The 14,497-nt window shown below is 67.5% G+C and carries 18 protein-coding genes; 12 read left to right on the plus strand and 6 right to left on the minus strand.

Annotation, left to right across the window (positions count from 1 at the left end; all coding sequences use genetic code 11):
* Window positions 1–24 precede the first annotated feature (24 nt).
* A complete protein-coding gene (locus ITJ67_RS16960; RefSeq protein WP_160073668.1) occupies window positions 25–921 on the plus strand; it encodes an NAD(P)-dependent oxidoreductase in 897 nt (298 codons plus the stop codon).
* On the opposite strand, the gene ITJ67_RS16965 is transcribed toward ITJ67_RS16960, so the two are convergent.
* On the minus strand, window positions 918–1,958 hold the full coding sequence (locus tag ITJ67_RS16965; protein ID WP_194678420.1) for a hypothetical protein: 1,041 nt from the start codon (window positions 1,956–1,958) through the stop codon (window positions 918–920). The genes ITJ67_RS16960 and ITJ67_RS16965 overlap by 4 nt on opposite strands.
* A gap of 146 nt (window positions 1,959–2,104) precedes the next feature.
* On the minus strand, window positions 2,105–2,500 hold the full coding sequence (locus ITJ67_RS16970; RefSeq protein WP_236558510.1) for a GreA/GreB family elongation factor: 396 nt from the start codon (window positions 2,498–2,500) through the stop codon (window positions 2,105–2,107).
* A 369-nt stretch (window positions 2,501–2,869) separates the two neighbouring features.
* On the opposite strand from ITJ67_RS16970, the gene ITJ67_RS16975 reads away from it, so the two are divergent.
* Window positions 2,870–3,460: a hypothetical protein gene (locus tag ITJ67_RS16975; RefSeq protein ID WP_194678421.1), complete on the plus strand. Its 591-nt coding sequence runs from the start codon at window positions 2,870–2,872 to the stop codon at window positions 3,458–3,460.
* A gap of 11 nt (window positions 3,461–3,471) precedes the next feature.
* Here ITJ67_RS16975 and ITJ67_RS16980 read toward each other — a convergent pair whose 3' ends face one another.
* On the minus strand, window positions 3,472–4,449 hold the full coding sequence (locus ITJ67_RS16980) for a helix-turn-helix transcriptional regulator (protein ID WP_194678422.1): 978 nt from the start codon (window positions 4,447–4,449) through the stop codon (window positions 3,472–3,474).
* Window positions 4,450–4,591: 142 nt separating this feature from the next.
* On the opposite strand from ITJ67_RS16980, the gene ITJ67_RS16985 reads away from it, so the two are divergent.
* Window positions 4,592–6,106 carry an MFS transporter gene (locus ITJ67_RS16985; protein WP_323741496.1) on the plus strand — a complete coding sequence of 505 codons (1,515 nt, stop codon included), beginning with the start codon at window positions 4,592–4,594 and terminating at the stop codon, window positions 6,104–6,106.
* Here ITJ67_RS16985 and ITJ67_RS16990 read toward each other — a convergent pair.
* Window positions 6,103–6,471 carry a nuclear transport factor 2 family protein gene (locus ITJ67_RS16990; RefSeq protein WP_194678423.1) on the minus strand — a complete coding sequence of 123 codons (369 nt, stop codon included), beginning with the start codon at window positions 6,469–6,471 and terminating at the stop codon, window positions 6,103–6,105. The two genes, ITJ67_RS16985 and ITJ67_RS16990, sit on opposite strands and share 4 nt — an antisense overlap.
* A 121-nt stretch (window positions 6,472–6,592) precedes the next feature.
* Between ITJ67_RS16990 and ITJ67_RS16995 the strand changes: the two genes are divergently transcribed.
* The 3 genes from ITJ67_RS16995 to ITJ67_RS17005 all read left to right on the plus strand — a co-directional run bounded on the left by ITJ67_RS16995 (window position 6,593) and on the right by ITJ67_RS17005 (window position 8,548).
* Window positions 6,593–7,051 carry an Lrp/AsnC family transcriptional regulator gene (locus tag ITJ67_RS16995; protein WP_194678424.1) on the plus strand — a complete coding sequence of 153 codons (459 nt, stop codon included), beginning with the start codon at window positions 6,593–6,595 and terminating at the stop codon, window positions 7,049–7,051.
* A 28-nt stretch (window positions 7,052–7,079) separates the two neighbouring features.
* The gene (locus ITJ67_RS17000; RefSeq protein WP_194678425.1) at window positions 7,080–7,745 is read left to right on the plus strand and encodes a VOC family protein; all 666 of its coding nucleotides are present in this window, start codon (window positions 7,080–7,082) and stop codon (window positions 7,743–7,745) included.
* 137 nt (window positions 7,746–7,882) lie between these two features.
* Window positions 7,883–8,548 (plus strand): hypothetical protein, encoded by a 666-nt coding sequence (locus ITJ67_RS17005; protein ID WP_194678426.1) that lies wholly within the window; start codon window positions 7,883–7,885, stop codon window positions 8,546–8,548.
* Window positions 8,549–8,576: 28 nt separating this feature from the next.
* On the opposite strand, the gene ITJ67_RS17010 is transcribed toward ITJ67_RS17005, so the two are convergent.
* Window positions 8,577–9,038, minus strand: a complete 462-nt coding sequence (locus ITJ67_RS17010) for a VOC family protein (protein ID WP_194678427.1) — start codon at window positions 9,036–9,038, stop codon at window positions 8,577–8,579.
* Window positions 9,039–9,148: 110 nt separating this feature from the next.
* Between ITJ67_RS17010 and ITJ67_RS17015 the strand changes: the two genes are divergently transcribed.
* Genes ITJ67_RS17015 through ITJ67_RS17025 form a run of 3 tightly spaced genes read left to right on the plus strand, consistent with a single transcriptional unit; the run spans window position 9,149 to window position 11,071 of the window.
* Window positions 9,149–10,138: a helix-turn-helix transcriptional regulator gene (locus ITJ67_RS17015; protein ID WP_160073650.1), complete on the plus strand. Its 990-nt coding sequence runs from the start codon at window positions 9,149–9,151 to the stop codon at window positions 10,136–10,138.
* A gap of 34 nt (window positions 10,139–10,172) precedes the next feature.
* Window positions 10,173–10,772 (plus strand): NAD(P)H-dependent oxidoreductase, encoded by a 600-nt coding sequence (locus tag ITJ67_RS17020; RefSeq protein ID WP_194678428.1) that lies wholly within the window; start codon window positions 10,173–10,175, stop codon window positions 10,770–10,772.
* A gap of 23 nt (window positions 10,773–10,795) precedes the next feature.
* Window positions 10,796–11,071, plus strand: a complete 276-nt coding sequence (locus ITJ67_RS17025) for a DUF1905 domain-containing protein (RefSeq protein ID WP_160073646.1) — start codon at window positions 10,796–10,798, stop codon at window positions 11,069–11,071.
* 6 nt (window positions 11,072–11,077) lie between these two features.
* On the opposite strand, the gene ITJ67_RS17030 is transcribed toward ITJ67_RS17025, so the two are convergent.
* Entirely contained in the window at window positions 11,078–11,269 is a 192-nt protein-coding gene (locus tag ITJ67_RS17030; protein ID WP_160073644.1) for a glycine zipper family protein, read from the minus strand.
* Window positions 11,270–11,406: 137 nt separating this feature from the next.
* Between ITJ67_RS17030 and ITJ67_RS20340 the strand changes: the two genes are divergently transcribed.
* From ITJ67_RS20340 to ITJ67_RS17045, 3 genes are all read left to right on the plus strand, one after another.
* Window positions 11,407–12,837, plus strand: a complete 1,431-nt coding sequence (locus ITJ67_RS20340) for a DUF2130 domain-containing protein (protein ID WP_160073642.1) — start codon at window positions 11,407–11,409, stop codon at window positions 12,835–12,837.
* Between the two features lie 70 nt (window positions 12,838–12,907).
* Entirely contained in the window at window positions 12,908–14,095 is a 1,188-nt protein-coding gene (locus tag ITJ67_RS17040) for an ATP/GTP-binding protein (protein WP_194678429.1), read from the plus strand.
* Window positions 14,092–14,436, plus strand: coding sequence for a hypothetical protein (locus ITJ67_RS17045; RefSeq protein ID WP_194678430.1), 345 nt, complete (start codon window positions 14,092–14,094; stop codon window positions 14,434–14,436). Before ITJ67_RS17040 ends, ITJ67_RS17045 begins: the two co-directional genes overlap by 4 nt.
* The last annotated feature ends 61 nt before the right edge of the window (window positions 14,437–14,497 follow it).

Genomic DNA, 14,497 nt, shown 5'->3' on the forward strand with positions numbered 1-14,497 from the left:
TGGTCAGCAGGCTAGGGTGTGCTCATGACCACTGCTGCTCACACTCCTCGCGTCGGCGTACTCGGCCTCGGCGCCATGGGTCTCCCGATGGCCGGCCACCTGCTCGCCGCACACGGCACCCTCCAGCTCACGGGGCGCCGCCCCGACCGGGCAAGCGCCCTCATCGAAGCAGGCGCCACCTGGCACGAGTCGCCACGCGAACTCGCAGCGGCCAGCGACGCGATCCTCGTCATGCTCCCAGACCTCCCAGAGCTCGAGGCCGTGCTCGCCGGGGACGACGGCCTGCTCGCGGGCGCAGGAGAGCTGCTCATCATGGTCGGCTCCACCGTGTCGCCAACCGGGCTCCGCGAGCTCGCGGAGCGCCTCGCCAGCGAGAGCGAGGGCCGCGTTCGCGTCATCGACTCCCCCGTCTCCGGAGGCGAAGACGGCGCGAAAGCTGGCACGCTCTCGATCATGCTCGGCGGAGGTGACGACGAGGTCGCGACAGCCACGAGCATCCTGAATGCCTGCGGACGCCCCGTGCACCTCGGGCCGCTCGGCGCCGGCGAGGTCGCGAAGGCCTGCAACCAGATGATCGTGTCATCCACGATCCTGGCGCTCGGCGAGGCGAGCGTGCTCGCCGAGCGCAGCGGCATCGACCTCGCCGTGCTCTGGGATCTGCTCGGCGGCGGCTACGCCGGGTCGAAGCTGCTCGAGAGCAGGCGCGAGAAGCTCGTCACGGGAGACGACTCCCCCTCCGGGGTCGCCAAGTACATGGTGAAGGACCTCACCTTCGCCGCCGATGTCGCCGACGCGACCGGCACGCATCCAGTGCTGCTCCCCACCCTGCGGGCCGCCTTCGACGAACTCGTGGATGCTGGCCTGGGCGAGCGGGACATCGCCGTCACCAGACGCTTCGTCGCGGAACGCTCCGAGAACTAGACCGCGAGCGACGTCCGCGGCGCGAGGAACTGGATGTCCTCGCGAGGAACGCGCTGCTTCCCGCCGCGCAGGTAGCCGTAGGCGAGCGAGGTGACCACGCCCTCCTCGGCGTTCGGGCCCGCTGAGAACGTGAAGTCGAGGGTGAGCGTCGAGCCGACGGGAACCTCCTGCGTCGTGGTCCACAGCTTGCTCGGCGCCATCGCCCAGTCCTCTTCCTTCAGGAAGCCGGGGCGAGCAACCCCGTCGATCGTCGCCGTGGCGACGTCGAACGCGGTGATGAAGTCGGTCGGCTGGCTCGCGAACGAGTACTCGATGGTCTCGCCGGCAGGGATCGGGTTGGGTCCGGTGGACGTGATCGTGAGCTGCCGCGGGAAGGAGTAGGTGTACTCGCTTCCATCGATCGTGACCGGATGCACTCCCCACACGGTCGAGAGCGTCGCATCCCACGGCTCGATGTCCTCGATCTGGGACGTGTACGTGACGGTGTTGTTGCTCAGGTCCGGGTCTCCGCTGGTGATCACCTCGACCTTCCAGGGCGCGAGGTCGGGGAGCATCTCCGTCAGCGCGCTCGGTTGAGTGGGAAGGACACGGAGCCGGCCCTCCGCCCCAGCCGCGATCGGCTCCGGGTGCTCGGCCGACTGGGTCGAGACGTTCCCGACGGTCGTGATCGGCCCGGGAACCGAGCCTTCGGTCCATTCGACTGCCGTCGCCCAGCGGGCGTCCCAGCTCGCGCGCGCCGTGAATCCCGTCGGCGCTGGCGCCGTGCTCAGGTTCGTGACGGAGAACATGGTCCCGACCGTGAGCGACTGGAGCTGCAGGCCGTCCTCGCTGTACCAGGAGTCGGTGTAGCCGGCTCCGTTCGTGAGCTGGAGGTCTGCGCCGGTCGCGCCACTCGCGGAGGAGGCCGGGGCGGCACTGGCCAGAGCGATGACCGGAAGAGACCAGGCTGCTCCGGTGAGGATGCTGCGGCGGCCGATCTCGCGTCGCTCGCTGTTCGAGACGCCGGCGGCGTGTGTGGAGGGCGTGGTGCGGGGCATGGCGGGGGTCCATTCTGCGGAAGCCATCGGGGAGGTCGGGCGGCTACGGCTCTCGCACCGAGGTGCGGAGAAGAGGCGCTTACGATACCCGGATTTCCCCAGTGAATTCCCGCTATCGCCCGGGGAGTTCTCCCCGGGCGAGAGCACTACCAGGAGAACGGCACGGCAGACAGAATGGTGACGCACTGCTGGCCGGCCGGTGCCGTGAAGGTCACCGTGCTGCCGACTCGGCTCCCCAGAATGGCCTCCCCGAGGGGTGAGTCCGACGAGTAGACGTCGATCGCGACGCTCGGGTCCAACCCGGCGAGCACCCTGCTTCCGAGCAGGAAGGTCGCCTCGCGCCCGGCGCCGTCGAAGCGAACCGTGACCTGCATACCCGCCTCGACGAGCCCATCGTCGGGCTTGGCGGCGACCTCGGCATGATCGATGAGCTTTCGAAGCTCCCTGCCGCGCGCCGACGAGTCGGCGCCCACGCGCAGCAGCGCCTCGAGCTCGTCCTGCAGAGCACGCAATGCCGTCGGCGTCATCCAGACCGTTTCCACGGGAACCTCCTCTTTCATGTCGCGAGGCGACAAAAGGGTAAACGATCATGATAGCCCGAGAACCCCCAGAAAAGCCATTTTCCCCAAGGGTGAGAAAGCGCAGGAAATGGACTATGGTCGTCCGGATACCCGCCAGCTGAGAAAAAGGGAAGCGAGTAAGAAAATGGCAGACAGAAAGTCCAAGGAAAACGCGAAGAAGGCACCCCAGCTCACGCTGAAGGAGCGACGCGCACTCAAGCGAGACAAGACTCAGGCAGAAGACCCGTTCAAGCGAAAGAGCTAGAACGACCGGCCGCACTGGGACACCTGAGACCACCGGAGGCCCGCCCCCACGCGCCTCCTTTGCAGCTCTGAACGAGGTATCAAGCAATGTTTTCGTCGAACCCCGGCGCCTTTTCGGCGCCGGGGCATCGTCACGCAGGAAAAGAACCCAAGAAGATCGCGCCCAAGCTTATTCTTCGGGGCGACGCCTTACCGTGCCTTGCCACCCTTGACCCACGTTTTCGGTCCGATGAAAGCGGAGCCTCGACATTCGAGGAACTGGCGGATTCTCCTGTTTCTCTGATTATCGGGAGAGACGCTTCTCGAACAGAGAAGCGCCGAAGCTTGTCCACCCTCCTGCAGGAGGTCACACTCGAGTGCGTCGCACTCTCCTCGAAGCTGCCGAAGCTGCGCCACGTCATCGTGGTACTCGCGAACCCGGGCGTCAGCGATTCGATCGTTCTGACCGCCTGCGAGCAGGCCGCTTCGCGACTCTGCGAACAGGTCGCGAGAGAACATGGCGACTATCTGGTCACGACCTTCCTCCTCGTCGCCGATTGCGACGACCCTGAGCTGCTCGCCCGACGCATCCGCGACCGGGCCGCGCAGCCACAGGCGACCGATTCCGCCTGTGCGCTCACCTGGGACGACATCAGGGCCGTCTCCATCGAGTTCGCGGCCATGAATCGCTACGTCTGAAACCGACTCAGTCACTCGGAGGCGCCCGGCTCCTCCGGGAGGCCAACGCTCAGCAGCCGGCGACCCCAGGCTCGCAGCGCGTCGACGAGTTCCGGCGGTCCGACAACCTCGGACCGGGCATCGAGCCTGGCGAGCAGGTACACGACGTAGTCGAGGTCGTCCGTGCGCATCCGCACCTCGCTCCACCCTTCTTCTAGCTCGAGGACCACGCCCCACTGGCCGACCTCGGCCCGCGCCTGCTCGGCTGGCACCTCGACTCGCACGACCGCCTCGTAGCGGGCGGGCAGGTTGCGGATGCTCGACTGCACGAACGCGTCAGCATCGCCTCCCGGAATGGGCCGCGAGCCGTAGCTCTTCGGCAGCGACTCGACGCCGCGCATCCGGTCGAGGCGGAACGTGCGCCAGGCACCCGGGCCCTCGTCGAACGCGACGAGGTACCAGCGCCGGGCGACCGGAACGAGCGCGTGCGGCTCGACGAGCCGACTCGAGAGGGCACCATCGCGCTTCTCGTAGTCGAACCTCAGCATCGTGCGGTCCCGGCAGGCCGTCGCGACGCTGGCGAGCACGGCGACCTCGACCTGGGGCGCCCCCTCGCGCGCCTGCCCGGCGCCAACCGTCGAACCGATACCAGCAGCGAGCTTGCGCACGTGCATCGGCAGCACTGGCACGATCTTCGCGAGCGCGCCGACCGCCGCATCCTGCACCCCTTGGACCCCACTGGCAGTCACGGCCCTCAGTCCGAGCACGATCGCCAGGGCCTCCTCGTCGCTGACCATGAGGGGCGGCAGCGAACCGCCCGCGCTCAGCCGATACCCACCCCCGACGCCGCGCGTCGTCTCGACCGGGTAGCCGAGCTCCCGGAGCTGCTCGACGTCACGACGCAGCGTGCGCGAGCTCACCTGGAGCTTCGCGGAGAGCTCATCGCCGGTCCAGAACCGGTGGTTCTGGAGGAGCGTGAGGAGCGTGAGCATGCGCGATCCGGTGGACATGACTCCATCGTAGGGAGATAGCGGTCAGTATCCGTCCGCAATGGGTGCCATCTTGATTCCTGCAAGCACCACCCGATCCGCTTTCGAATGTCGGAGGACGGGTGGATGATGAGAACACCGATTCAGGAAATCAGGGATACGCATGGCCGACACCTCACCTCCATCCACACCTGAAGAACGCACCTCAGCTCCCGAGGCCTCTCCGCGAGCGCTGCCGCATCAGGACGTGCCGACGCTGGCGACCCTGCGCAGCTTCTACCAGGTGCTCGTCAACACGCTCATCGCCAATGTCACGACGAGTTACCTGTGGTTCGCGCTCACCTTCTGGGCGTACCTCGAGACGGGTTCGGTGCTGGCGACGTCGATCATCGGCGGCAGCTACATGCTGCTCGTGGCGGTCTTCGGCATGATCTTCGGCGCGATCGTCGATCACATGAAGAAGAAGGCCGTCATGCTCATCTCGAGCGCGGTGACCCTCATCACCTACCTGCTCGCCGGTGTGCTCTACCTGAGCTTCCCTGAGGAGGCGCTCGTCGACTGGAACGGCATCTGGTTCTGGCTCTTCGCCGGCGTCATCCTGATCGGCGGGGTCGTCGAGAACCTGCGCAACATCGCGCTGTCGACCACCGTCACGCTGCTCGTGCCTGCCGACCGGCGCGACCGGGCGAACGGCCTGGTCGGCACGGTGCAGGGCATCGCGTTCATGGTCACCAGCGTGTTCTCCGGCCTGTCGATCGGCCTGCTCGGCATGGGGCCCACCGTGCTCATCGCGATCGTCGCGACCGCAGTCTCGTTCGCGCACCTCCTCCTGGTGTCGATTCCCGAACGCGGCATCGCCCACGACCCAGAATCAGGCGCGGCGAAGGTCAACTTCCGCGGCGCGATCCCCGCCGTCATGCTCGTGCCCGGCCTGCTCGCGCTCATCCTCTTCACGACGCTCAACAACCTCGTCGGCGGCGTCTTCATGGCGCTCATGGACCCGTACGGCCTCACCCTGTTCTCGGTCGAGATGTGGGGAGTCTGGCTCGGCGTCACGAGCATCGGCTTCATCGTGGGCGGCGGCCTCGTCGCGAAGTTCGGCCTCGGGAAGAACCCCGTCCGCACCCTCCTCATCGTCAACATCGGCGTCGCCCTGCTCGGCGCGACGTTCACCATCCGCGAGTACGGCTGGCTATTCATCGTCGGCATGTTCATCTTCATGGCGATCATGCCCATCGCGGAGGCGGCAGAGCAGACCGTCATCCAACGCGTGGTGCCGTTCGAGAAGCAGGGCCGCGTGTTCGGCTTCGCAGCCACCGTCGAGTCGGCCTCGACGCCCATCAGCGCGTTCATGATCGGCCCCATCGCCGAGTTCTGGCTCATCCCCTACATGGAGTCCCGCGAGGGCCAGGAGTCGCTCGGGTGGATGCTCGGCGACGGCGATGCCCGCGGCATCGCGCTGGTGTTCCTGGTCGCCAGTGTCCTGCTGCTCGGCCTCGTCATCGTCGCGTTCGCATCCCCGCAGTACCGTCTCCTCTCGAAGTCGTACGCGGAGACTCCGCCGCCGAACTCGGAGGCGGCTGAGGCGGCTGAGGGGGCTGTCGCCGCGGAGGCACCGGAGGCGGCGGAGGCAGCCGAGGAGGCCGAGGAGGCCGAGGAGGCCGAGCGGCAGCGCTAGGCGTCGCGCCAGGTCTTCGCCACGACCCGAAAATCACCGTCGATGTTGGCGAGCGACAGGTGGTCCTCGAAGACCTGGTCGAGGATCCTCAGCCGCACCTTCGCGACGACCAGGTCGGCGGAGAGGAAGTCGAGCGACAGCAGCTCGTCCTCGCGCGCCTGCCCGACCGACTGCGGCGACGGTCGATTGGCGACGATCTCGCGCCACTCGGCGAACGGCATGGCGGTGAACGTCCCGTCGGTGACGTCGAACAGGCTCGCGGAGTCGTCGAAGACCCGGTCGAGCTTGGTGACATCGCACTCGTGCAGCGCTTGGAAGTAGAGGTCGACGGCGGCGGTCACGGCGGGGACTGCGTGGAGTGACATGAGTGCGGATCCTTCGGTTGTTGGCGTGCTCTCTATTCAAGCCAGGACTTGGCAGAGAATGAAGGCTCACTCAACGGCCCTCCGCTGACGAGGGAACGGATTCCACGGTAGTTTCGGGCCCATGCCACCTGATCAACGGTCCAGCCTCGACGGCACCGATCATGCGATCCTCGCGCACCTGCAATCGGACGGTCGCGCCAGCATCGCCGACGTCGCCAGGTCAGTCCTGCTGTCGCCCAGCGCGACGGCGGAGCGGGTGCGCCGCCTCACGGGCACCGGCGTGATCACCGGCTACGCGGTCACCGTCGACGCAGAGGCGCTCGGGTACACGGTCATGGCGTTCGTGCGACTTGCCTACCCCTCCGGCAACTACAAGCCGTTCCACGACCTCGTCGCGACGACGCCGGAGATCGTGGAAGCCCACCACGTGACCGGGGCCGACTGCTTCATCATCAAGGTGCTCGCCAGGTCGATGCGCGACCTCGAGCGGATCACGGGCCGCCTGGCGACGCTCGGCGGCATCACGACGAACGTCGTCTACTCCAGCCCGCTGCCCGCTCGCCACATCTCACCGGCATAACTCACCCGCTTCGGCGAGAATCACCGTCATGAGCGATCGAGTCTCCCCCAGGGAATTTCGGCAAGCTGACGGCACCGCCGACTGGCGGGTCGTGGGTGACGGCGCCCGCGCGAACTTCACGACCGGCGGGTTCGCGAAAGGTGCCGCGTTCGTGGCTGAGATCGCTCGCGCCGCCGACGAGGCCGATCATCACCCGGACGTGGACCTCCGCTACGGCTCGGTCATGGTGCGCCTCATCAGCCACGACGTGGGCGACGTCAGCGCACGAGACACCGCCCTCGCCGCGCGCATCTCCGAGATCGCCCGCGGGCTGGGCATCGAGGCGAGCCCGGACTCCGTGCAGAGCATCCAGATCGCGATCGACGTGATCGACCTCGACGCTGCGCTCCCCTTCTGGGAGGCCGTCCTCGCGTACGAGCGGCGCGGTGGCGAAGACCTCGCCGACCCGATCGCCGTCGGACCGAACGTCTGGCTGCAGCAGATCGATGCGCCCCGCGCCGAGCGGAACACGATGCACGTCGACGTGTACGTTCCGCGCGACCAGGCTGACGCTCGCGTCGCGGCGGCCCTCGCCGCTGGCGGGCGCATCGTCGACGACACCAACGCCCCGGAGCACTGGACCCTCGCCGACCCGGAGGGCAACGAAGTCGACGTCGCCCCGTGGCGCGACGACAGTTCGTGGAAGCCCGAGTAGCGCGCATCCGCCGCCGCAGCGCAGTGCGACGGAAAGTTCAGACCCGAGACGCCCCGAGTCAGCGGCCGTTTCGCAGCTGACGACGCCCGCATAGCTTGGCCCGAATACGCCAAGTACCAGCGAGGTGAGGAGTCCCGATGTCCGCGCAACCCAAACCCTCCGCAGTGATGTCGATGGGCACGCTCCGCCTCGTGGAGACGGGCGAGCAGATCGAGCCGCGGAGGCTCGCGCACGCCAGGACCGACGCGCAGCTCCTCCAGGAGCTGCGCGCACTCCGCGGGGAGAACGCCGACCTCGCCGAGAGACTCCACGAGACTGAAGCGCGACTCCGAGGCGTTCAGAAGCGCCTCCGAGTCCTCCAGAAGGCCCGAGATGAGGGCGTGCCGAGCATCGACTTCGCCGACCAGGAGGAGTGGGCTCGCCACCAGATCCACGTCAGCTGGCTGCAGAACTCCCCCGCGATCGACCGGGCCGCGCATCCGCTCGGCGAGTACCTCGTGGGCCCCGCCTTCCCCGCCTCGGTCAGATCGCTCCCGCCGCAACTGCAGGCGAAAGTGTGGCGTGCGGCCGTCGACGTCGTGACCGGACGCGGTCGGCACCTGCACTCGAGGGGCGCGCATCCGCTGCGCAGCGGCAACGGGGCGCACGCCCACGACGTCGTCCGCGACGACGATGACGCGAGATGCTTCCGCTACTCCGTCGGCTTCAAGGCGGCAGGTGCCAGGCGCCTGCACGCCTGGCACCTGCCGGACGGGCGAGTGGAGCTCTGCCGCGTCGTCACCCACGGCGACATGTCACCGTGAGCCGAGGCCGAGGTGCCGGGCCGTCGGCTCAGACGGCAGCCGCGACATCGAGCACCCAGGTCACCCCGAAGCGGTCGCGGAGCATCCCGAAGCCCGCTGACCATGCCGAGGCCGCGAGCGGCTCGATGACGACGGCGCCCACGGACAGGGCATCCCAGTAGGCGGTGATCTCGTCGAGCGTGTCGCCGCTCGCCGCGAGGAAGAAGGGCTGGCTCGTCACGGTGGTGCCCTGCTCCCGCCGCGTCTCCCCCACCGCGCCCGCAAGCCCCTTCGTGGCCTGGCCGAGGGTGTCGTAGGCGAGCACGCGGAAGCCGTTGGGGGCATCCACTCTTCCGAACACGACACTCGATGCGCCCGGCAGCTCGGCGGGCATCCCGAACTGCGCGTAGGTGGCGATCGAGACCTCGCCGCCGAAGACGCCCGCGTAGAACTCGAGCGCCTCGCGCGCGGTGCCGGCGAAGTTGAGGTGGGTTGTCGTGGTGATGCTCATGGTGTTCCCGCTTCCTGACTGGATTCCAAGGTGCGCGGCTCGTGCCGCGGTGGAGACGATGACAGCAGTAGCGGACGGGTTCGGTCCTCTACTCGGGGGACACTGATCGCATGACCTCGGCAACCTCCTCGCGCATCCTCACCCTGCTGTCGCTGTTGCAGACTCGGCGCGAATGGTCGGGCCTGGCGCTCGCCGAACGTCTGGACGTGACTCCGCGCACCGTTCGACGCGACATCGACCGGCTGCGCGAGCTCGACTATCGGATCGAGGCTTGGAAGGGGCCCGCGGGCGGCTACCGCCTCGCGGCCGGCTCGGAGCTGCCATCGCTGCGGTTCGACGACGAGCAGGCCGTCGCGATCGCGGTGGCACTCCGCGGTGCGCCCGCGCTGGGAGTCGAAATAGACGATGCTGCCGCGCGTGCCCTCGAGACGGTGCGACAGGTCATGCCGTCGAGGTTGCGGCACCGTGTCGATGGCATCCGCTTCACGGGGTCGGCCGGCGCGCAGGCCGGGGAGCTCGTCGACCCAGTCGTGCTCGAGCTCGTGAGCCGAGCAGCCCAGGAGCACCGCACGCTTCGGTTCGACTACGCAGGCGGATCGTCACGCGCCTCCGTCGACGCGGCGACCCCGACGCCCCCTCGGCGGGTCGAACCGCACACGGTGCTCGCGCGGAACGGTCGCTGGTACCTCGTCGCATGGAACCTCGACCGGAGTGAGTGGCGCGTCTACCGAGTGGACCGGATCGTGCCGCGGAGCCAGCTTGGCGCCAACTTCGAGGAGCGGCAGCTGCCGAGCGGCGACGCCGCTGCCTTCCTCGCGGCGCGGTTCAAAGGCTCGAGCGAGGAAGACCAGTGGCCGTGCACGGGCGACCTGCTCCTCCGTGTTCCAGCGCGCGAAGCCACGAAGTGGTTGCCGGATGCGGTGGTCACCGAAGTCGACGACTCCTCCTGTCGGCTGCTGCTCGGCTCGTGGTCGTGGATCGGCATCCTCGCGTCGATCACGAGGTTCGACGCCGACTTCACGGTGCTCGGCCCGCAGCAGCTCGCCGAAGCATCCACGGCTCTCGCCGAGCGTCTTGCAGCGGCGAGCCGGCGTCCCTGAGCGCGGTCGGAGGTGGGACCCCGAGAATGATCGGATGCCTACGCTCATCGTCACCGCGCATCCGGACGAAGATTCCCTGACCCACGCCGCTGCGCTGCAGCTGCGCGAACGCCTCGAAGCAGCCGGTGTCGAGGTGGAGCTCGCGCACCTCTCGCAGGAGGGCTTCGACCCGCGATTCACCGCGCGCGACCGCGCAGATTACAAGGGCGGGACGATCACAGGCCCCGACGTGCTCGCCGAGCAGGCGCGACTGGGCCGCGCGAGCGATGTCGTCCTCGTGTTCCCCGTCTTCTGGTGGTCGATGCCGGCGCTGCTGAAGGGGTGGATCGACCGTGTCTTCATCACCGGGTGGGCCTTCGAGCTGGGTGACGACGGCCGCGTGCTGGGGAAGCTCGGGCATCTGACGGCGCACCTGCTGCCGGTCTCCGGCTTCTCGGAGGCGTCCTTCGCGCGGCACGGCTATGAGGAGTCGTTCAGCACGCAGATCGAGCACGGTGTCTTCGACTACTGCGGCATGCCGCGCGGGGCGAAGGCGTTCATCCGCGAGTCGGAGGATGCGGCTTCGGTGAAGCTGGGCCTCGAGGCCGCCGTCGCCAAGGTAGCCGCGGCGGTTGGAGCACCGAGCAAGGCCTGACACCAGCGGGCTACGCTCACCCCATGACCGACAGCCTCGTCTTCAGCGGTGAAATCGTGAATCCGGAATGGATGCCCTCGTGGTCCGTCATCGAGGTGCCCGGATCCAAGGAGTTCTTCGGCACCGGCAAGTCGGTGAAGGCCGACACGACGGTCGACGGGGTGGCCGTGACCTCCGCGCTCATGCCGACCGGTCAGGGCGACCATTTCATCTCGGTGAGTGCGGCTCTCAGGAAGAAACTCAAGAAGGACGTCGGCGACCGCGTCGACGTGGTGATCGGGCGCCTCACGGCGAAGTAGTCCCCGCTACTTCGATCTCGCCTGGTAGGCGGCGCCGATGACGATGCCGACGAGCATCCCGAGGCCTGCGCCGAGCGCGAGGTTGTCGAACAGCAGCATCCCGATCGCCGCGCCGAACGGCAGGCCGAGCGCGATCCCGATGCCAACCGCGTTCGCAGACTTCCTGCCTGAGCCTTCCGAGCGTTCCGGTTCCGTCATGCGCTCAGGCTAGGGGCCCCATCTCCACAGACGCCGGTCGGGTCGCATTCGGACACCCGGGGAGCGTTCCCGAGGCTGACGCACTTTACGATGACCACACGGAGCATCGCCGACGACGCACTGCAAGGAGAACTGACGTGCACGAGATCACCTGCCCCCACTGCCACAAGGCGTTCAAGGTCGACGAAGCCGGATACGCGGATATCGCGAAGCAGGTCCGCGACGGCGAATTCGAGAAGGACCTCCACGAGCGGCTCGAGCTCGCCGAGCAGGCGAAGCGCGCCGAGATCGAACTGGCCGAGTCGAGGGTCGTGCAGGAGTTCGAGGCGGCCGCCGCGAAGAAGAACGCCGAGCTGCAGGAGCTGAAGGCGAAGCTCGAGGCGGGTGAGGTCTCGCAGAAGCTGGCGATCGCCGAAGCGCTGCAGAAGATCGAGAAGGAGCGCGACACGCTCACGAACGAGCTCGCGACGGCCAGACAGGAGCGCAAGGCCGCGGAGCAGCTCGCGGAGGCGCGGCGTGCCAGCGAACTGCAGCAGGCAGCATCCGCCAAGGAGACCGAGGTCCAGGAGCTGAAGGCGAAGCTCGGCGCGCTCGAGACGCAGAAGAAGCTCGCCGTGAACGAAGCCGTGGGACGCGTCGAGAAGGAACGCGACGAGCTGAAGAACGGCCTGCAGCGGGCGGAGCTCGAACGCCAGCTCGTCGAGAACTCCCTCAAGGACAAGTACGAGACGCAGCTGCGCGACCGCGACGACGCCATCGAGCGCCTCAAGGACATGAAGGCGCGCCTGTCCACGAAGATGCTCGGCGAGACCCTCGAGCAGCACTGCGAGACGCTCTTCAACCAGCTCCGCGCCACCGCCTTCCCGAACGCCTACTTCGAGAAGGACAACGACGCTCGCAGCGGCAGCAAGGGCGACTACATCTTCCGCGACTCCGACACCGACGGCACGGAGATCGTGTCGATCATGTTCGAGATGAAGAACGAGGCAGACGGCACCGCCACGAAGAAGCGCAACGAGGACTTCCTCAAGGAGCTCGACAAGGACCGCACCGAGAAGGGCTGCGAGTACGCCGTCCTCGTCTCCCTCCTCGAGCCCGACAGCGAGCTGTACAACACGGGCATCGTCGACGTCTCCCATCGCTACCCGAAGATGTACGTCGTTCGGCCGCAGTTCTTCATCCCCCTCATCAGCCTCCTGCGCACGGCTGCCACGGGTGCCCTCAAGTACAAGGCGGAGCTCGCGTCGGTGAAGGCGCAGAACGTCGACGTCACGAACTTCGAGGAGCGACTCGACGAGTTCCAGCACGCCTTCGGCCGCAACTACGAGCTCGCATCCCGACGATTCGGGGAGGCGATCGACGAAATCGACAAGGCCATCGCCCGGCTCCAGAAGGTGAAGGATGCGCTCCTCGGCTCCGAACGCAACCTGCGCCTCGCGAACGACAAGGCGCAAGACGTCACCATCAAGAAGCTCACCCGCGGCAACCCCACGATGACGCAGAAGTTCGCGGAGCTGGGAGGCGGCGACAGCGACAGTTCCCAGGACGCCGCAGAGGCGAACGCCTAGGCTCGACGCTCCGCGCACCACTTCCGCGAGACCCGCGGAAACCCGCCCCCGACCCGCAGGAGACGCGCCCATGGCATCAGCGAAGAGCAGGACGCGAGAGCAGCACATCGCTGTCTTCGGTGGCAGCGGAAGCGGGAAGACGGTGCTCGTCTCCTCGTTCTACGGCCCGACCCAGGAGCCGCAGTTCGCGAAGGACAATCTGTACGAGGTCGTCGCCGACGACACGGGGCAGAGCGACAAGCTCTACCAGAGCTACCTCGGCATGAAGAACGCAGCGAAGGTGCCCGCATCCACTCGCTTCTCGCACACCGCCTACTCGTTCATGGTTCGGCCGAAGGCCTGGTCCCAGCAGCGGGCGAAGCAGTCGAAGCCGTTCGACGCGCTGCGCCTCGTCTGGCACGACTACCCGGGCGAGTGGTTCGAGGAGTCCGCGGTGGGCGCCGAGGAGACCCGTCGGCGGGTGGAGACCTTCACGGCGCTGCTCAGCTCAGACGTCGCGCTGCTGCTCGTCGACGGACAGCTGCTCCTCGAGAACGAGGGCTCTGAGGAGCTGTACCTGAAATCGCTCCTCACCAACATCCGCTCCGAGCTGCTCCGCCTCAAGCCCGACCTCCTCAAGGACGGCAAGCCCCTGACGCAGTTCCCGCGCATCTGGGTGCTGGCGCTGTCCAAGTCCGACCTGCTTCCCGGAATGGATGCGCACAGGTTCAAGGCGCTCCTCGTCGAGAAGGTCAGCGACGAGCTCGACCAGCTGCGCCAGGAGCTGCGCGGTTTCGTGGAAGCACCCGAGGCGATGTCGTTTGCCGAGGACTTCATCCTGCTCTCCTCCGCGAAGTTCGAGCCAGGCAAGATCGAAGTGACCCAGCGCGTCGGAGTCGACGCCGTCCTCCCTCTGGCCGCCATCCTCCCCTTCGAACGCCACGTCAAGTGGGCCAAGACGCTGCACGACGGCGGCAAGGTGGCCGAGAAGATCTTCGGCAAGGCCGGCGACGTTGCCGGCGTTGCGGCGATGGGGGCACTGTTCGTCATCAAGAAGGTCAAGCTGCCGGGACCGCTCGGCCTGCTCGCCGGGCTCGCCGCATCCTTCGTCTCGAAGGATGCCATCGAACGCGGAGCCTCGCTCGCGGGCGACAAGCTCAAGGCGGTGAACGCGGAGGCGCTCGCCAAACGCGACTACCTCACGGCCATGCTCACCCGCTTCAAGCTCGACCTCGAAGACGCCGAACGCAAGGGCGTCCTCCTCCGGAGCAAGAAGTGAAGCTCATCTGGGCCACCAGGGGCCGCACCTGGGGGCATCGCTTCCTCCTCGACGGCGGCTACGCCGACCCCCTGCCCGAGTACGACAAGGCGTTCTCGAGCCTCGGCGACGACTCCGAACTCTGGCATCTCGGGGACGACCGGGCGGCGCTGCGCTTCCCCGATCCCGAAGGACGCACTGACCGCGCTGGCCGCCCCATCTCCCACGAGTTCGTGGTCTTCGCCCCCGAGCTGAACAACATCTCCTCCGCGGCGACCGGCCTGTCGCTGATCTGGACGCAGCCCGTGATCGCGGCCCGGTTCGCAGACATCTGGGACCTGCCCACCCCGCCCCGCGCATGACCGCGAACGCCGCGATCGACCGAAGCTGATCCCGAGAAGAACTCGAGGATAAGGAGCCACG

The sequence above is a fragment of the Pseudoclavibacter sp. VKM Ac-2867 genome (genome assembly GCF_015351275.1).
GTDB lineage: Bacteria > Actinomycetota > Actinomycetes > Actinomycetales > Microbacteriaceae > Pseudoclavibacter.